At 61.6% G+C, this 18300-nt stretch carries 17 protein-coding genes; 6 read left to right on the plus strand and 11 right to left on the minus strand.

Translation table 11 applies throughout. The features are described 5' to 3' along the window. Positions 1-28 precede the first annotated feature (28 nt). Positions 29-535: a sigma-70 family RNA polymerase sigma factor gene (locus tag ACZZ0G_RS01030; RefSeq protein WP_463554988.1), complete on the plus strand. Its 507-nt coding sequence runs from the start codon at positions 29-31 to the stop codon at positions 533-535. Continuing rightward, the gene (locus tag ACZZ0G_RS01035) at positions 532-1287 is read left to right on the plus strand and encodes an anti-sigma factor family protein (protein WP_463554989.1); all 756 of its coding nucleotides are present in this window, start codon (positions 532-534) and stop codon (positions 1285-1287) included. The genes ACZZ0G_RS01030 and ACZZ0G_RS01035 overlap by 4 nt, the downstream gene beginning before the upstream one ends. 123 nt (positions 1288-1410) lie before the next feature. On the opposite strand, the gene ACZZ0G_RS01040 is transcribed toward ACZZ0G_RS01035, so the two are convergent. From ACZZ0G_RS01040 to ACZZ0G_RS01070, 7 genes are all read right to left on the minus strand, one after another. Then, on the minus strand, positions 1411-2382 hold the full coding sequence (locus ACZZ0G_RS01040) for a Csu type fimbrial protein (RefSeq protein ID WP_463554990.1): 972 nt from the start codon (positions 2380-2382) through the stop codon (positions 1411-1413). Beyond that, complete coding sequence (locus ACZZ0G_RS01045; protein ID WP_463554991.1) at positions 2379-4736, minus strand: fimbria/pilus outer membrane usher protein; 2358 nt, start codon at positions 4734-4736, stop codon at positions 2379-2381. The genes ACZZ0G_RS01040 and ACZZ0G_RS01045 overlap by 4 nt, the downstream gene beginning before the upstream one ends. 79 nt (positions 4737-4815) lie before the next feature. Continuing rightward, positions 4816-5604 (minus strand): fimbrial biogenesis chaperone, encoded by a 789-nt coding sequence (locus ACZZ0G_RS01050; RefSeq protein ID WP_463554992.1) that lies wholly within the window; start codon positions 5602-5604, stop codon positions 4816-4818. Positions 5605-5639: 35 nt separating this feature from the next. Next, entirely contained in the window at positions 5640-6140 is a 501-nt protein-coding gene (locus ACZZ0G_RS01055) for a Csu type fimbrial protein (protein WP_463554993.1), read from the minus strand. Positions 6141-6144: 4 nt separating this feature from the next. After that, entirely contained in the window at positions 6145-6681 is a 537-nt protein-coding gene (locus ACZZ0G_RS01060) for a Csu type fimbrial protein (protein ID WP_122600521.1), read from the minus strand. Between the two features lie 20 nt (positions 6682-6701). Beyond that, on the minus strand, positions 6702-7235 hold the full coding sequence (locus ACZZ0G_RS01065; RefSeq protein WP_463554994.1) for a Csu type fimbrial protein: 534 nt from the start codon (positions 7233-7235) through the stop codon (positions 6702-6704). Between the two features lie 101 nt (positions 7236-7336). Continuing rightward, the gene (locus ACZZ0G_RS01070; RefSeq protein WP_463558808.1) at positions 7337-7840 is read right to left on the minus strand and encodes a Csu type fimbrial protein; all 504 of its coding nucleotides are present in this window, start codon (positions 7838-7840) and stop codon (positions 7337-7339) included. Positions 7841-8145: 305 nt separating this feature from the next. On the opposite strand from ACZZ0G_RS01070, the gene zapE reads away from it, so the two are divergent. Both zapE and ACZZ0G_RS01080 read left to right on the plus strand, forming a co-directional pair. Beyond that, a complete protein-coding gene (gene zapE, locus ACZZ0G_RS01075; RefSeq protein WP_463554995.1) occupies positions 8146-9276 on the plus strand; it encodes a cell division protein ZapE in 1131 nt (376 codons plus the stop codon). Between the two features lie 215 nt (positions 9277-9491). Then, positions 9492-10805, plus strand: a complete 1314-nt coding sequence (locus tag ACZZ0G_RS01080) for a leucine-rich repeat-containing protein kinase family protein (RefSeq protein ID WP_463554996.1) — start codon at positions 9492-9494, stop codon at positions 10803-10805. Positions 10806-10917: 112 nt separating this feature from the next. Here ACZZ0G_RS01080 and ACZZ0G_RS01085 read toward each other — a convergent pair whose 3' ends face one another. Continuing rightward, complete coding sequence (locus ACZZ0G_RS01085; protein ID WP_397481952.1) at positions 10918-11622, minus strand: YebC/PmpR family DNA-binding transcriptional regulator; 705 nt, start codon at positions 11620-11622, stop codon at positions 10918-10920. Positions 11623-11843: 221 nt separating this feature from the next. Here ACZZ0G_RS01085 and ACZZ0G_RS01090 point away from each other — a divergent pair, with 221 nt between their 5' ends. Further along, positions 11844-13247, plus strand: a complete 1404-nt coding sequence (locus ACZZ0G_RS01090; RefSeq protein WP_463554997.1) for a type VI secretion system Vgr family protein — start codon at positions 11844-11846, stop codon at positions 13245-13247. Positions 13248-13274: 27 nt separating this feature from the next. On the opposite strand, the gene ACZZ0G_RS01095 is transcribed toward ACZZ0G_RS01090, so the two are convergent. Both ACZZ0G_RS01095 and ACZZ0G_RS01100 read right to left on the minus strand, forming a co-directional pair. Continuing rightward, a complete protein-coding gene (locus ACZZ0G_RS01095; RefSeq protein ID WP_463554998.1) occupies positions 13275-14666 on the minus strand; it encodes an FAD-dependent oxidoreductase in 1392 nt (463 codons plus the stop codon). Between the two features lie 71 nt (positions 14667-14737). Beyond that, a complete protein-coding gene (locus ACZZ0G_RS01100; RefSeq protein WP_463554999.1) occupies positions 14738-16063 on the minus strand; it encodes an MFS transporter in 1326 nt (441 codons plus the stop codon). A 282-nt stretch (positions 16064-16345) separates the two neighbouring features. Here ACZZ0G_RS01100 and ACZZ0G_RS01105 point away from each other — a divergent pair, with 282 nt between their 5' ends. Then, entirely contained in the window at positions 16346-17218 is an 873-nt protein-coding gene (locus ACZZ0G_RS01105) for a LysR family transcriptional regulator (protein WP_463555000.1), read from the plus strand. 116 nt (positions 17219-17334) lie between these two features. Here the strand turns inward: ACZZ0G_RS01105 and ACZZ0G_RS01110 are convergent, their stop codons facing one another. After that, positions 17335-18201, minus strand: coding sequence for a LysR substrate-binding domain-containing protein (locus ACZZ0G_RS01110; RefSeq protein WP_463555001.1), 867 nt, complete (start codon positions 18199-18201; stop codon positions 17335-17337). Positions 18202-18300: the final 99 nt, after the last annotated feature.

Here is an 18300-nt window from a genome sequence, read left to right on the forward strand (position 1 = left end):
TCCACAGCGTAGTGACTAGCAGAATTTCATGAGCGAATTCGACGAACAGTTGAGAGAAATCATTCCCAGATTGCGCCGCTTTGCCGTGTCACTGACACGCAACAGCAGCAGCGCCGACGATCTGGTGCAGGCGTGCCTTGAGCGGGCACTGTCGAGTTGGGGCGAAAAACGCGCCGACGGCGACTTGCGTGCCTGGCTATTTGCGATTCTGTATCGGCAGTTTCTCGACGCCCATCGTCGCTCCCGACGCTATGCGCGCATGCTCGAATTCTTCACCGGTCGCGACGATGCCGAACCTTCGGTCGAGCGCACCGTCATCGCCCAGTCGACCCTGCAAGCCTTCGACCGCCTGCCCAGCGAACAGCGTGCCCTGCTACTGATGGTCTCGGTAGAAGGCCTTTCCTATAAAGAGGTCGCCGAGATTCTCGGCGCCCCGATCGGCACCGTGATGTCGCGCCTGTCCCGCGCCCGCCAGGCCTTGCGCCAACTCAGCGACGGCGAAATCAGCAGCCCCTCTTTGCGGATACTCAAATGATCAGCCTGCCTCCCAACGAGCGTGATTTACACGCCTATGTCGACCACCAGCTCAGCGACGCCGACCGGCGTGTGCTGGAGACCTGGCTGGCCAGTCACCCCGATGAAGCAGCGCAGGTTCGTGCCTGGCAACAGGATGCCCAGCACTTGCGCGCGGCACTCAGCGGCGCGTTGCAACAACCGGCCAATCCAGCCCTTGATCCGGCGATGATCCGCCAGCGCCGCCAGCGTCAGGCGCGGCGCCATCTGGCCAGTGCGGCGGTGTTGTTGATCGCGGTCAGCGTCGGCGGATTCAGTGGCTGGCAGGCGCGGGAAATGACCCTTGTGCGCCCGTCCATGCTGCCGATGACCGACGCCTTGCAGGCCTATCGCTTGATTGCCCAGCAAGGCATGCTGCCGGCCGATTACAAGGTCGACAGTGACGGCGACATGCAACGCTGGCTCGACCGCTATTTCACCCGGGCCAGTCGTTTGCCCGACCTGAAGGCGGCCGGATTCGAACCGGTCAGCGGACGCCTGCTCAGTACCGACGAAGGCCCGGCGGCGATGGTCATGTATGAAGATGGCAGCGGGCACAAGGTGAGTTTCTACGTGCGCCCGCCGGGACCGAAGAACACCTTTTTGCCCCGTGGGAGCCGCAGTGACGGCGACTTGCAGGCCGAGTACTGGTCGGGCGGCGGCTACAACTACGCCATGGTCAGCCCGGTTGACACGCCGGCGGCGCAACAGCTCAGGCAATCACTGCAATTCTGAACGCACCGCATAAATCCTGTGGGAGCGAGCTTGCTCGCGAAAGCGCCGGATCAGTCGCATCTTTGCTGAATGACACACCGCATTCGCGAGCAGGCTCGCTCCCACAGGGGTTCAGCGTCAGACTCAGAAACCTACGTCGAGCACCACATTGTCCAGATAAGTGCCCGCCGGCGGCGTGGTCTGGTCGGTGTAGATCTTCGCGTTGTAGTTGAAGATCTGGCTGCCCGTGCCCAGCCCGTTACCCGGATTGACCTCGGCATCGGTACTCGCCCGCCTGGCCGTGCCGACACTGCCCCAGCGCGTGGTGCCGGCGCTTTTGAAGATGTCGTAGGCCAGATAATTGCTCCCGGAAATCATCCGGCGCCGGCCGCCGACGCTCACCGCGTTCTGCCCGTCGCTCAGCCCCACGGTGTAGGCACTGCCCTTGGTGCAGGCTAGATTGATCGTCTGCCCGGTCACCGGCGTAAAAGCGCTGACCACCGGCGCGCTGCCGAAGGCAATGTTCGGCGCAGTAATCGTGCAGTCGTTGGACACCGTCAGGTTCACCGTCAACGACGTCGTGCCATTGGCGATATCGCGCCCGATGCAGATGGCACCGATGCCGATTCCGGAACAGTAATTCCAGTTCCAGAAAATGCTCAGGGTCTCGGTATACACCCCGGCGGCGACGTTGCTGCCAATGGTTGTACCGAGGTAGAGCGGCACTGTTTTCGGCGTCGTACCGTTGAGCAGGCCCAAGGCATCGATGATGCCGTTTCGCGCGAAGTCATAAGCGGTGCCGCGGGTCAGCGGGTAGCTGGTGCTGTTGTTGGCGTAGATCGTGTAACTGATGACATCACCGGTCGGCCCGACCAGACCGCCTTGCGTCGATGAAATAGTGCCCCAGAAGTGATCATTGCTGGTGAGCAGGGACAGCAGCGAACCGGTGCAGCTCAAACCTGCGTTCAGCGTGGAACTGGGCTGCGAAGTCGTGCGCACGGCAATCGAACTAAGCAAGCCGAACGCCGCAGGCGTGGTGCTGACCACCGAACAAGCGGCCTGCACCGCCCCCGGCAGCATCAGCGCCAGCGCCAATAGCCATCGCTTGAACATCATTGGCACACCAACGGCCCAAGCAACGGCACCTGATCCTGATTCAGGTCGACGCTGAACTGTGCCTGACACGTCTTGCCATCGGCCAGCGTCACCTGCAGCGAGTTCTGCGCCTGGAGGTTTTCCAGATAAACCAGCCCGTCCCACCCGACCACCGTCCGCGTGCCACTCTGCTCATGCAGCACGCCCGCGCCCAGTGGCAATTCACGCTGCTGCGCGTCGACCAGCACGATGCTCGCGGCAATCACCCGGGTCAGCGGAAACTCCAGCAAATAGCCGCTGCCACGGCGCACGGCAATGCGCTGTTCGACATTGGGGCTGCGCACGTTGGCCGGAAGATTCAGTGGGTCGATTTCATACTTGCCGCGGTAATAAGCGCTGCTCCATGGCACCAGCAGATGACCATTCTTGTCCGTCTGGCCGACCTGCTGGTTTTCGTAGCGCACCGGAATGTCGGCAAAACCATCGGTGCTGACCACTACGAAAGCGTCGTCGATACGGTTGGCGGCGAACACCTGACGGTCCATCCACACCAGCGAACCACTGGCATCGGCCCAACGGGTTTCGGCGTCGGAAGTACCGTAGACACCGGCCTGCAACTGCACCGATTGCAGACGCCAGGTGACGTCGGCCTGACGATAATCGGCGCCGTCACCCTTGGCGTAGCCCAGATTGAAACCCACGCCACCCTCGGTCGGCACCGCGCGACTGTAGTTGACCCGCTGCTGGCTCTGTCCGGTTTTACTGCGATCGCTGCTGATCGCCAGGCTGCCACGCAAATCAAACGGAATCACCAGCTGCGCCTGCACCGCCCAGTTGCTGTCGCCGATCTCGCGATTGGCCGACAGGTAGAAACTGCTGTTGCGCCACAGCGGCTTACTCCAACTGAGGTTGAGCAGCCGCGTACGCGAATCGTCCGCCGCGCGCACATCGAAGTAACCGGCGCCGAGACTGCCCCAGCGGTCGAGGTTAAGGCTCAGGGTCGCCTGTTCGCTGCGCCGGCTAAGGCTGATGTACGGGCTGTCGACCACGCTGAGGTCGGCGTATTGATCGTGACGTTGCAAGCGTTGGTAGGAAAAGCTGAAACGCTGGTTGCTGTATTGATAGCCCAGACTTACCTGCTGGCCGCCCTCGCCGTCGAAACGGCTTTGACTTACAGCGCTGTTGAGTACGCCGAAATTGCCCAGACGCAGATTGCCGCCGAGGCCGCCCAGTGTCAGCGAGTCGGCAGCTTCGACATGGCTTTCCAGGGTGAAACTGTCGCTGACGCCATACCGCAGACTGCCGGAGGTGACACCCGGGCCATAGTTGAAATCCTTCAAACCGTAGTCGCGGCGCAACGTACCGGCGGCCACGGAAAAATCGCTCAAGCCTTTTTGCAGCAAGGTGCTGGTGACATAGAACGGCACCGTGGTCGACACCTGCCGACCGAGCGCATCAGTGGTCACTACGACGGCTTCGCCCGCACCGTTGATGAACGGAATATTGGTCAGCGTGTACGGCCCGGGCTGTAAATCTGCGCTGCTGGACTTGTAGCCATTGATGAACAGATCCACCGAGGACGGCACCGCCGCTTCGCCGGCAAATTGCGGCAACGGATAGGTCACCAGATCCGGTCGTACCGCAAAATCCCGCGAGAACTGCACGCCGCCCAAGCGCACCGAACTGCTCCACGGCAAAGCACCGCTGATCACGTCACCGGCCTCGTAGGTGAGCATTCGCTCGTCGTCGGAGTAACGCCACGTGGTGTCGTAACGCAGGTAGCCGTTGTCCAGCGTGTTGAGCGAATCACCGGACAAGGTTTGCCGGTATTGCCCGGTGTTGGACAGCGTGCCCCAACTGTCGAACAGCCGCACTTCGTTCCACGCCGCCAGATAGGTGCCGGCATCGTCGGTGTCGTTGAGGTACAGGTCATAGTTGAACAGCGCGCCGAAACTGCTCAGCGCCGGGGTGCGCGGGTAAGCCTGACGGTTGCCAATGAATTGTTCCGGCAGCCAGTCCGGCGGCACGTCCAGCAGCAAGCGCTGACCGACGCTGTCGTAGTCACTGTGCAGCCCCGCAAGGCTGTCGAGATCGACCTCGGCGCCAAGGCTGTCAGGCAGTTTCATACCGGTTTCGCGCAACGCCGTCGTCGGCACGAACAAGCGTCCGTCGCGCTGCTGCACCGCCACCACTCGCCCGGTATTCATCTGGTTGACCACGAGTTCCAGAAACAACTGTGCATCACTCACGGCCTCCATGCCGCTGGGAGGCGGCGGCAGATCGGCGGCCCCGGATGGTTGAATGAACATCAGGCAACACGCGCCGGTGATGAGCCACAACGGACGCTGAATACGGCGAACCCGTCCCGGGCTCATACGCGTTTTACGTCCGTCAATGGACTGAATCCTCCTGATACCGCTTTAGCCGCCGCCAGATGTCTGCGCTACGACTCACTCACCTGGCGGGCGTGATGCTCTGCACCTGTGCCGCGCCATTTACTCGTACCTGCAACGCCGAATCATTGGTCAGCGGCGTCGGTGCCGGCCAGCGCATCACTGCGCCGGGCAGCACGTAACCCAACAGCCCTTCGGCCAATGGTTTGCTCTGCCCAGCCTGTTTGATTGCCACGTCGGTCAATCGCGCATGCACCGCGCCCTGATTGCGCACTTCGACATAAGGCTTGCCGTCCACGGCCACCGTGCGCCAGCTCAACTGCGGCAGCCCGACACCCTTGGGATCGCGCGCGCGGGTGCTGTCTTCTTTGCTCCATAGCCCGGCGCCATAGGCAAACAGCGGCACCGAGTAGCGCATCTGGAAGCGGATCGCCGCAGCGGTTTTGCCGCCGTCAGCGCTCGCAGGTTGTGCGGAAGGAATCTCGTCGATGATGATCCGGTAGGCCAATTCCTGTCCCGGCGGCACTTCTTTTGTCCGGGTCAGACGCACCAATTGTTTCTGCCCCGGCTCGATTTTCGCCACCGGCGGGCTGCCGATGACGTCGCGCTGGTTCTGGTATTGCTCGGCGAAACCACTCTGGCTCCAGCCGAACACGCGGATCTGCAGATTGGCGGTTTCGCTGCCGCGGTTCTCCAGCCAAAGCGCACTGGCCTGCTGATCAGCCTCCAGCACCGGATCGATCGGCCAGATCAGCACCGAACTGGCCGCGTGTGCCTGGCTTGCCCCAAGCATGACCAACGTCCACATCCCGCAGCGCACGAAGGAATGCCGTGAAGTAACTAACCCCATAAAAACCTGCTCCTTGTCGGCCATTCAACTTCGCCTTACCACGACAGTTGCACCTGCAACACGTCGCTGTACGTCCCCCCAGGCTGATTGCCCGGCAATTGCACCTGACCGTAAATCGGCAGGTTGATGTTGTTCGCATCGCTGTAGGCCACCGCCACACTCTGGCCGATGCCCAGGCTCTGGCTGTACGCCGCATCGCGAAACAGTGCATACGCCACCCGTGCGCTGCCGCTGTTGACCTGCATGTGCCGGCCACTGCTGTTGTACTGGCCGCCATCGACACTCATGTTCAGCGTCACACCCGGCGTGCATTGCAACTGCACGCCACCGGTCAGCGCGACCTCCACGGTGCCGGTGGCCAGTGCCGAACGCGAACCGAAATTCAGCCCGCCATAGTTCGACACCCCGCCCACCACCAGACACCCGGCAGTGACCGTGGCGCTGACCTGAAAGCTCTGGCTCGTCGCTGCGGTCAGCGGCAGCGGCGCACTGCCCGCACAGAGCAGGAGCAGCGCGGCACAGCCTTGGCGGCGCATGGCATCAGAACGTCAGTTCAACAGCGACGGTGTCGGTGTAAGTCCCCGCCGGCAAACCGGCCTTGCCCACCGCCTGACCGTAGATGTTCACTGTCTGCGCGACCCCGGTGCTGGCGGCGAGGTTGATCGTCCCGTCAATCGCCAGTAGCTGCGAGTGCCCGGCGTCGGTGTACAAGTCGTACGGCACATAATTGGCGACACCGTCGTACAGCGCTCGTGTACCGCCCGGCGACATTCCGTCGTGGGCACCGGCGCGCACTTTGACCGTCGGCGTGGTGCCGCTGGAGCAGAGAATCGACAGCGCCCCGCCGCCACCGCCCAACACTTGCCCGGTGGCGGTGGTGAACAGGCTGTTGGCAGTGCCGAAGTTCAACGCACCGAAGTTCAGACCGGTGGAACCGCCGGCACCGTTGACCTGACAACTGCTGATCAGAATCAGGCTGGAGGTGATCTGGCCGGTGACCGTGGTGGCGGCGTTGGCACTGGAAACCAGCGCCAGGCCGAGCAGCGACAAACCTATCCTTGATGCAAACGTACGCATGGTGTCCGTCCTCTACGGGGTTACCAGTCGAGCGTCACCGTCAGGGTGTCGGTATAGACCCCAGCCGGTAACGCGCGGGTATTCGCCACCACCGAGCCAAATACCGGAATGGGTATCTGCGCACCGCTGGTGACAGCGAAATTGTGTTGCTGGCCGATGCTGTAGCTCCGGGCGCCGGAGGGATCGACGAATAGCTGATAGGGAATGGTCTGGCGGCCATTGCTCAGGCGCCGGGTGTTGCCGTCACCGTGGGTGCCGCCGTCAATGGTGACGGTGAAACCGGTGACTGAAGGGTTGCAGGCGACGTTGAGTTTGCCGCTGCTGTCGCCATCCAGGCTGGCCTTGATCGGTGCATTCCAGGTAGGCCCCTGAAGGCCGAAATCGAGGGTGCCAAGGGCGCTGACCGGGCTGGCGGGGTCACTGGTGTTGGTGACTTCGCAGCCGGCAATCAGGATCAGCCGCGCATTGATCTGCCCGCTCATCGCCGCTTGCGCCTCGTCTGCGAGCAATGCCAGCGTACCTGCCGCCACCACCATCCAGTGTTTGCCTGTCATCGTGCCCGTCCCTGCTCCTTTACGCTGACTCAATCACCGCGCTCATCGTTGAGCGCCTTCCTTGTGCACCCGCGTCCACCGGGTGCTTGTTGAAACCGCGCTCACCAGGTGACTGTCACCCTGACCAGATCCGAATAACGGCCGACTCTTGGAACCTCAGCCAACTGCTCGATCCGCGCGTACAGCGGTAATTCCACCGTGCCGCTGTCCGGCACCCGCCCGCTGACCGGCACATCCACCATCAGCGGCAGCCGTCGCGCCGCGTCCTGATACAAGCGGTATGGAATCGGCTTGCTGCCCGTCGTCCCCGCCATGTAGCGGACTTCGCCGACACCGCCGTGCAAACCGCCGTCGACACGCATCTGGTACGGCGTGTCCGGATTGCACTCCAGCCGTGGCAGACGTTGATTGGTCAACGCTGCCGACAACGGCCCGGCCGGATCATCGAGACGCGCAGTGCTGCCGAAGTCGAGCACGCCCAATTGCTCGATACCGGCGTCACGTTGCCGGCCTACCAACTGGCAGCCGCGCTGCACATCGACGCGCACTTCGACCTGAAGATCCGCCGCATGAACCGGCGCAACGAGTGCCCCCAGCAGCCCCATGACCACATGTACCTTCACTGCGCCGTTCCTTGTCAGTGATCGCTTGCGACGTCGTTTCTGTGATTGAGGTTAGCAACGGTCGACGATTCCGCCAGTTAATTGGATCCAGGCATCGTCCGGGATATGTTTCGAAAGATTGGCAACAGGGCGCACCCTGTCGCTAAAAATAGCTGTACGTGCCACACAAATTTGTTCAATAACCGCCCACTCTCGATGCATCGCAGTGGCTGCCCAGGTTGGCGCCTGGTTACACTGTGTCGCCGCGCTTCCGGGAGGCGGTTTTGACGAACACGGAGACGCCCACAGTGCCTGCCCACCCGCCGAAACGATCGCGACTGATCCAGCGCTGGCCGGCGTTGCGCCGCTGGTTCGGCAAGGGTCTGCCGGCCAGCGCCGGGCATGACGCCAGTGCCCAGTCGATCCGCGACTACTTCGGGCACAAGGCCAGCGGTCAGGGTTACACCCTCAGCCACAGCCAGCAGCGCGTCATCGATTGCATGGCGCAGCAGGCCAGTTTGCTGTTTGGCGCCAGCCGCCGAAGCGCGCCAAGCCTATACCTGTTCGGCGCCGTCGGACGCGGCAAGAGCTGGTTGCTCGACGGCTTTTTTCAAGCGCTGCCGATCACCCAGAAACGGCGTCTGCATTTCCATCAGTTCTTCGCACAATTGCATCAAGGCATGTTCAAACATCGCGAGCAGGACGATGCCCTCGAAGTGACTCTCGACGAACTGCTTCAGGATTGTCGGGTGCTGTGTTTCGACGAGTTTCATGTGCATGACATCGGCGATGCCATGCTCATTACCCGGTTGTTCAAGGCGTTGTTCAAACGGCGGATTCTGCTGCTGGTGACCTCCAACTATGCGCCGGAAGGGCTGCTGCCCAACCCGCTCTACCACGCCCGGTTCAAACCGGTGATCGAGCTGATCAATACGCACATGCAGGTGATGGAAGTCGGCGGCCCGCACGATTACCGCAGCCAGGCGCGTCACTCTGCACATCAGATATTTACCCAAGGACATTATGTGTGGCCTGCCACGCCCGCACAGCGCGCCGCGCTGGAGCTGCCGCCCGCAGACGCGCCAGCCATCAAGTTAGCGGTCGGCACCCGGCAGTTTCAGGCGCGGTTGTGTGACGGGCGGCGGGTCGGTTTTACCTTCAACGATCTGTGTGAACAGCCAACGGCGGTCATGGATTATCTGGAGCTGTGCCGACGTTTCGATCGCTGGATCATTGATGACCTGCCGGAACTGGCGGAGTGCTCGATCGCCGGGCAACAGCGTTTCATCAACCTGATCGACGTGCTGTACGACCAGGACAAACATCTGACGCTGCTCGGCCGGCTGCCCTTGAGTGAAAGCCTGGACGGCCATGCCATTGATCTGGCGCGCACGCGCAGTCGCTTGGGGCAGTTGCAAGAAGTGCATGGGACGATCTGAGCACGCCATTCCCCTGTGGGAGCGAGCCTGCTCGCGAAAGCGCCCTATCAGTCAAAACATCAGCTTCTGACACTCCGCTTTCGCGAGCAGGCTCGCTCCCACCAAGGGCAACTGAAGTTTCACTTCCTATCCAATTCAAATCCGGGCTTTGCCGTTATCATGTCGCCCATTCCCAGCGCCCCAGCGGCGCTCCCCTGATCAAAGCGAACACCAACATGCACACCCTTGCTCAATTGCGCGCCGGCGAGTTGTCGGGCATTACGCGTCTGGATCTGTCCTGTGGACTGACCGAGTTCCCGCGCGAGATTTTCGACCTGGCCGACACCCTGGAAATCCTCAACCTCAGCGGCAATCAATTGAGCAGCCTGCCCGATGACTTGCACCGTCTGACGCGCCTGCGCGTACTGTTCTGCTCCGATAACCCGTTCACCGAACTGCCAGCCTGCCTCGGTCAGTGCGCGGCCCTGACGATGGTCGGTTTCAGAGCCAATCGCATCGTCAACGTACCCGCTGCAGCTCTGCCGCCCCAGCTGCGCTGGCTGATCCTGACCGACAACTGCCTCGAAAACCTGCCGAGCGAGCTCGGTGAACGCCCTGCCCTGCAAAAACTCATGCTGTCCGGCAACCGTCTGCAAACGCTGCCGCCCTCGCTGAGCAACTGCCATCGACTGGAACTGCTGCGCCTCTCTGCCAACCGTCTGAGCGAACTGCCGCAGTGGCTGCTCGCGCTGCCGAGCCTGACCTGGCTGGCTTACGCCGGTAACCCGCTGGAAACCGAGGCGGACGCTGCCGCGCTTGAGGCGACGGCGCAAATCCCCTGGTCAGCGCTGCGTCTGGAACAACGACTGGGTGAAGGCGCCTCGGGGGTGATTTCCCGGGCGAGCTGGCAGCGCGACGATGGCTCAGTGACGCCGGTCGCGGTGAAACTGTACAAAGGTGAAATGACCAGCGACGGCTCGCCGCTGCACGAAATGAATGCCTGTATCACCGCAGGCCTGCATCCCAACCTGATCCGTGTCGAGGGGCGTATCAGTGACCATCCTGACGACCAGCAAGGATTGGTGATGCAGTTGATCGATCCGTCTTTCCGCAATCTCGCCGACCTGCCAAGCCTGGCGTCCTGCTCGCGGGATGTTTACGCCGAGGATTGCCGGTTCACTGCCGAGGTCGCGCTGAACATCGCCAAAGGCATCGCTTCGGCAGCGGAACATCTGCATCGGCAAGGCATCACCCACGGCGATCTCTACGGGCACAACATTCTGTTGAACGAGCGCGGCGATTGCCTGCTCGGGGATTTTGGCGGGGCGTCGTTCCACGCTGTCGACGACACGCAGGAAACGCGCGCGCTGCAACGCATTGAAGTGCGTGCGTTCGGGATTTTGCTGGGGGAATTGCTGGCGCGCATCGACTCGGGGTTGAGTGATGAACTGCGTGCGGAGCTTGAAGAGCTGGAGCGGCGTTGCTGTCAGGCGGATGTGCTGGCGCGGCCGGGGTTCGGAGAGGTCATGAAGAAACTTGAAGATCTGTGACCGCTGCGCGGTCAATCGCGAGCAGGCTAGCTCCAACACTGGATCTGTGGTGTTCACAAATCCCCTGTGGGAGCTAGCCTGTGCGCGATGAGGCCATCACTGACGCCGCCGATCAGCCCGCCAGACCGACAAACATGTCCTGCACGTCATCATGGTTGTCGAGGCCTTCGAGGAACGCTTCAACTTCAGCCATCTGCTCGTCACTCAAACCGCTGACCGGGTTCTTCGGCTGGTAGCCGAGCTTGGCCGACAGCACGGTGAAGCCTTGTTCTGGCAGCGCTTTCTGCACCGAGTCCAGATCAGTAGGGTCGGTCACGAACAGCGTTGCGCCGTCTTCGCCCGGCTCGAAATCCTGAGCACCGGCTTCGATCGCGGCCATTTCCGGATCGGCGTCCGGGGTGTCCGGCGAGGCTTCGATCATGCCAACGTGGTTGAAGTCCCAGGCCACGGAGCCTGAGGCACCCAGTTGGCCTTTACGGAACGCCACACGGATTTCGGCGACGGTACGGTTGATGTTGTCGGTCACGCACTCGACGATCAGCGGCACCTGGTGCGGGGCGAACCCTTCGTAGGTGACGCGATGGTATTGCACGGTTTCACCCAGCAGACCGGCGCCTTTCTTGATCGCGCGGTCCAGGGTTTCTTTTGGCATCGAGGCTTTCTTGGCCTGTTCGACCACCAGACGCAGGTGTGCGTTGGTGGCGGTATCGGCACCGTTGCGGGCAGCGATGGTGATTTCCTTCACCAGTTTGCCGAAGATCTTGCCCTTGGCGTTGGATGCCGCTTCTTTGTGTTTAACCTTCCACTGTGCGCCCATTACTCACTCTCTTGATCTGTGGCGCCGAGACATCTATTGGCCGACGCGTGGCGCCAAGTTTATACGGCCTAAAGTCGGCAATCGACCAAAAAAATGCGATGCAGAATCGACTTCTTCACCAGACCTTGTAGGGCGATTCTGAAAAACGCCTTTGACATGACCATTCAACGCTACGGTTTCGTACCCTCTCAGGCCCGTATTGCCTGACAGAGCCTGTTCGAATGCTCAATGACAAGGAAAGTCCTTTTACCCTGACCCTGACCGACAGCGGTTTGTGCCTGCCAGTGGTGCGCTTTCACGGCGAGGAAGCGCTCAACCAGCCCTACCGCTTCGAGATCGAAATGATCGGCCTGGCCCCCGCCGTGGCGCCGGGTATATTCCTGCACCAGCCGGCCTTTCTGCGTCTGGACGACCAGCATGGGGTTCACGGCATGATCGACAGTGCCAGTTGCGAACATCGCGGTACGCACCGGATCGGCTATCGACTGACTGTTGTGCCGCGTTTGCAAAGGCTGGCCGAGCCGAGCAAACGGCGCGTGTTCGTGCAACGTAGCGTGCCGCAGATTCTCCAGCAGTTGCTCACGGACAATGCCCTGCCCGTTGATGGTTACCGGATTGAAATGACCGTCGGTCAATACCCGATCCGGCCATTTTGCATCCAGTACGAAGAAAGCGATCTGGCGCTGCTGCACAGGCTTTGTGAGGAAGAAGGCATTCACTACCACTTTGAACACCGGGTGGACGGGCACATTGTCGTGTTTGCCGATGACAGCCTGACCCTGCCGCAAGAGCCGGTGCTAATGGCGTTCAAGGCGTGCGAGCAGACGCCATCACCCTGTGTCAGTTCGCTGTACCAGCATCACCACGCAGCGCCGATCGCCACACTGCATGCCGTGCGTAATCGAGGGCAGCAGGCAGTCCGCAACGATGCCGCCAACCACATCACGGCCAATCCCTTGCCGCCGATACCTTCTGCTGAACAACGTCACCACGAACAACGCAGCCGGCGGCATCTGGAGCGGCAACGCTGCCAACATCGCACGATCAACGGCCGCAGCGACCGGGTCGGTTTGCTCAGTGGGCATCTGCTACAAGTGTCGCAACATCCGATCAGCCACTTCAACGAACAATGGCGGCTCACCGCGATACGCCATCACGGGCAACACCCGTCGATTCTTGACCCGACACCGCCCCTGCACCGCTACCACAACGATTTCACCGCCCAGCCCTGGTCCAGCGATTTTCGTCCTGCGCTCAAACAAGCCCGCCCGTGCATTGCCGGGTATCAACTGGCACAGGTGCTCGGGCCTGCCGGGCAACCGGCGCAGCTTGATGAGGAGGGTCGCGTCGCCGTCAGGCTGTGGCCTTCTGAACACCCGCAAACACCGGATGACGACGCGATCTGGCTGCCCATCGCCATGACGCAGGCCAATGGCCGAATAGCTCTGGAAGAACTGCCCTGCGCCGGCAGCGAAGTGTGGGTGAGTTTCCTCGACAGCGATCCCGACCGGCCGATTCTGTGTCTGGGCAACTCACGCAAGTCCACGCCTCGCGAATCACCGTCCACCCGCGACAGCGACAACAGCTTGTTGCTCGACTGGCTGCTCAACAGCGACGCTCGCTAGCCCCGATCTACAGGAGCAAGCAGTGCTTCAAGCTTTGTCAGCCTTGCCCGCCGCTGCGGCGAATTTCGCCAGGCGCACGTCGAGATGCCGGGGACGCCGCCCATGATCCTCGGCGCGTTCCTTGCGACGGATGGCGTTGCGCACCATCAACGAGCCGAGGTAACGGATCGGCTCCGGCGGGAAATAGCCCAGTGGCCCGTTGACCAACGGCGAGCGCGTCCACGGGTTGTCCAGGCCTTGCACCAGCGAAGCGAGAATCTGTCCGCCCATATGGCACGGGCCGACGCCGCTGCCCGAATAGCCGAAACCGTAAAACACGTTGCCCGCGCTGCTCATCTGGCCGAAGAACGGCAAACCGGTGACCGAGCGATCCGACGGACCGTTCCAGGTGGCATCGACTTTCACATCGGCGAAGGCCGGGAAGAAGTCGGCGAGGCTGTTTTTCAGCAGGCCGGCATAAGGCGATGGCTGATCGAATACCGGCAGCATGCGCCCGCCAAACGCGAAGGTGTTGCCACCTTTGCCGAGCATGATCCGGCCGTCCGGAGTGTTGTGGTAGTAGTGCACGAAAATCCGCGAATCGAGCACAGTGACGCCGCTGGTCAGGCCGATCTGCTGCAACAGATCCGGACGCGGTTCGGTGATCAGCATGTCGCTGGAAACAATCGCCACGCTGCGTTCGAACTGTGGAAAAGCACGGGCCATCCAGGCATTCATCGCCAGCACCACGCGATCGGCAACGATGCTGCCTTGCGGCGTCTGCAGGCGCGCCGGGCGCCCCTCCTCCAGCCCGGTCATTGCCGTGTTTTCGTGAATCCTCACACCCAATTGCAATGCCACCCGACGCAAGCCGCGCACCAGTTTGCCCGGCTGCACACTGGCCGCCGCTGGCGAGAACCAGCCTTCCAGATGCTTGCTCGAACCGGCCATGCGCTGCACATCGGCCACTGGACGCTGGCTGAACGAGTTGATGCCATTGCGTTCCAGTGCGGCAATTACCGCGTCGGTCGAGCCGACTTGCGCGCGGTTGGTCGCGGTGTACAGCGTGCCGTCGAGGCGGTAATCGGCATCGACGCCGTACTGCTCACAAAACTCGCCGATCGCATGGATGCTGCGTTCCGATTCCTTGACCAGGCGCACCGCTTCCTCGACGCCAAACAGGCGCTCAAGGGTGAAATATTTTGCCGACCACGACAGCGCACAACCACCGTTGCGCCCACTGGCGCCGGCGCCGCAAATGTCCGCTTCGATCAGCAACACATCGAGTTCGGGGTTCTGTTGCTTGAGCATGATCGCCGTCCACAACCCGGTGTATCCGCCGCCGACGATGCACACGTCGGTGCGGACTTCGCCCTGCAACGGCGGGCAGGTTTGCGAAGTGTCGGCCTGCAAGGCCTGCTCCAGCCAAAACGGTCTCATGTTTTTCTCCAGTCAGTTGGCCACGCCACAGCCTGCCGCGAACGCCGCAGCAGGCCGCGAGGCAAAGGGTTTCAGGAACGCAGGGGCTTGATCGTCAGCGGGCAATTGGGGATTGAGGCGCGCGGTTCCATCACGCCAACCGGGCGGCTGTTCCAATGCGGAATCAGCACCAGCGCCGAGAACAGCGCACAACCGGCGAAGACGATGAACACCGTCACCGAGTCGAAGTAACCCGGCAGCAAACCGCCGAGTACCGCACCGACCGAGCCGCAGCCGTTGACGAATCCGGCAGCGGTGGCGCCGGCCTTGGCTTTGCCGAAGTCGATTGCGGCGGCACCGCTGATCATCGAATCCGGGCCATACAGGGTCAGGCCCATGACGAACAGCAGCGCGACCACCAGCAGCACACTGCCGCTTTGCAACGCGGCCATGAACAGCGCCAGCGTCACGGTGAGCAAGAGCAGACTGATCACGCACGCTGGCATGCGCCGGGCACCAAAGAGTTTGTCCGAGGCCAGCCCGATCAGGATCGGCCCGAGCAACCCGGCCAGTTCAAACGAAGTGGGGATGATCGCCGCGCCAACCTTGCCGACACTGGGCATCTGTTCAAAGACAATCACCGGCCCCCACAACAGAATCGCGTAACGCGCCGGTTTCAGCATGAAATACGCCAGGCCCAGCACCAGCACCGTGCGGTTACGGAGGATTTCCTTTAACGGCTCCCAGACGCTGAGTTTGCTGTTGGCTTCGGTTTCTTCCGCAGTCAATTCAGGTTCCGGCTCAACCGCCGGCAAGCCGACGTCTTCCGGTTTGTTGCGCTGGAAGATAAAGAACAACACCGCCACGACGGCGACCACCGCGGCACTGGAAATGAACGCCGCGTGCCAGGTGCCCATCAAGGTATACGCCCACCAACCGGCAAATGGCGAAGCCACCAGACCACCAAACGCGTAGCAAGAACTCCATAACCCGAGTACCCGTCCGCGCTGCTGGGACGGAAAGAAACTGCCGAGGTTTTTGCACAGCCCCGACCATCCGGTGGACTGCGCCAGCCCCTGAATCAGCATGCAGGTAGCGAAGATCGGCAACGTGGCGAAACTGCCCATCACTAACGCCGCTGCGGCGGAAATCAGCAAACCGCCGAGCACCACAACTCGCGGGCCAAAGCGGTCGGCGAGCATGCCCCAGGTGAACTGGCCGAGGGCATAAGCCGCCAGATAAATGGCATCGAGGTTGGCCATGGCCATTTTGTCGAGCATGAAGGTCGGGTCTTCAGCGATGCCGAGTTTGGCCACCGAAAAGGCTTTGCGGGTGAAGTAGAACGCGGCGTACGCCAGCCAGGTAATCGCGAAAATCTGCATGCGCCAACGCGCAATGGTGCCGATGTGCTTGTTCATGGTGGTTCTGACCTCAGGGTGTGAGTGTGCCGGCAGAATCGTTAAGCAAAACGCCTGTGTTTTTATTGTTGAGCACTGCGATATCGCTCTATCCCTCTGGCGATACCGGTCAGATGAGTCCTGCTGTTGCACCCACAGGCTCATGACCAACCCTGCTGTCCGAACGGCCAGTCAGCGATGGCGTGAGCGGATCAAAGCAATTACTGTTTAATAAATAAAATCGATTTATCGTATTTCAAACATAAGCTCAGCTTGTTACTGACTTAACGATCAGGTGACTTCATGTCGGTTTCCCACGCCCAACTCAAAGCCTTCCACGCCGTGGCCGTGCATGGAAGCTTCACCAAAGCCGCCGAGCGCCTTTTTCTGACGCAACCGGCGATATCCGACCAAGTGCGCAAACTCGAAGAGCGTTTTGGCGTGCTGCTGTTTCACCGCAATAAACGTTCCGTGCGCCTGACCGATCTCGGTGAACGGCTATTGGCGATTACCCAGCGGCTGTTTGTGATTGAAGCTGAAGCGCAAGAGTTGTTGCAGGAATCCCAGGCGTTGCAGACCGGCAGCCTGATTCTCGCAGTGGACGCACCGGTACACGTGCTGCCGCAGATCGCCCGGTTCTGCGAGCGCTATCCGGGAATCAGCGTGAAGATCGAAACCGGCAACACCGATGAATCGCTGTTTCGCCTGTTCAACTATCAGGCGGATTTGGCCCTGCTCGGGCGTGATGTCAGTGATGAGCGCTTGCTCTGTGTACCGCTGCGCAATGATCCGATGGTGGCGTTCGTGTCGCGCAATCATCCGTGGGCCGAGCGTGAATCGATCTGCCTGGCAGATCTGGATGACACGCCGCTGGTGTTGCGTGAGCACGGTTCGGTGACGCGGCAGACGCTGGAAGAGGAAATGGCCCGGGCGGGGTTTCGTATTCGCCCGGCGATTCAGGTGGAGGGACGGGAAGCGGCGCGTGAGGCGGTGGTGGTCGGGATTGGTGTTGGCGTTGTTTCGGCGGCGGAGTTTGGTGCGGATTCACGGGTGTGTGCGTTGCCGATTGTCGATTGCACCCGACGATTGACGGAGACGCTGGTGTGCTTGCGTGAGCAAAGCAATCGGCGGGTGGTGGCGACGTTTCTCGATATGGTTCGCGACAGCCTTGTGTGAACCATCCTGATCGTTCCCACGCTCTGCGTGGGAATGCCTCAACGGACGCTCCGCGTTCGCTTTGGATGGGACGCAGAGCGTCCCGGGCTGCATTCCCACGCAGAGCGTGGGAACGATCACCGGGCGGCGGGTGCAAGGCCAAAGAACGCCTGAATCAAGCGCAACTCCCGCCGCCGCTCCATGCAGCCGATCATGTGCCGGTTCACCAGCCCGGCCCCGACAATCGGAATCGCCACCACGCGCGGGTCATGGCTGACCTCAACCGATGACACCACGCCAACGCCCAACTCGGCAGCGACGGCCTCGGTCACTGCCTCACGGCTGTCCAATTCCAGCAACACGCGCGGATGGATCGATGCCTGCCCACAGGCGTCATCAAACGTACGCCGGGTGATTGAACTCGGCTCGCGCAGCACCATGATCACTTGATCCAGCTCCTTGAGCTTCACTTCCCCGGTGCGAATCGCCCACGGGTGCCCTGCCGGCACCAACGCGCAAATCCGTGATTCGCTCAATGCTTGCAGATGCAGGCCTTTGCGCGGCTCCACTTCGGTCAACACCGCCACATCGGCGTGTTCCGACAGCAACGCTGCGAGGGTTTCCTGGGCATTGCCCAAACGCAGATTCACGGTGATCCCGGGATACCGCGCGCGCAGGCTGGCGAGCATCGGCATGACCATGTGCGGCCCGTCCGCCGCCACTTCCAGCCGTCCGGTCAGCAACTGCCGGTTGGCCTCCAGCATCGTCTGCGCCTCTTCTGCGAGGCCGAACATCGCGCGGGTGATCGCCGCGAGTTTGGTGCCCTCTTCGGTCAGTTCCACCCGTCGCGCGGTGCGCCGCAGCAGGGTGATCTGGTAGTGCTCCTCCAGCGCCTTGATGTGCCCGGTAACCGCCGGCTGGCTGATGAACAAGCGCGCGGCGGCGCGGGTGAAGCTGCCTTCACGGGCCACGGCGTCGAACGCACGGAGCTGGAACAGGTTCATGAATAACTCTCGCTGATGGCTGGCATAACAACAAACAATTTGATTGATGCAACGGCGAATTGCAACGTATGCCCCGTAGCTTCATCCCCCAGCGCAATC

This window comes from Pseudomonas sp. AC169 (genome assembly GCF_979258515.1).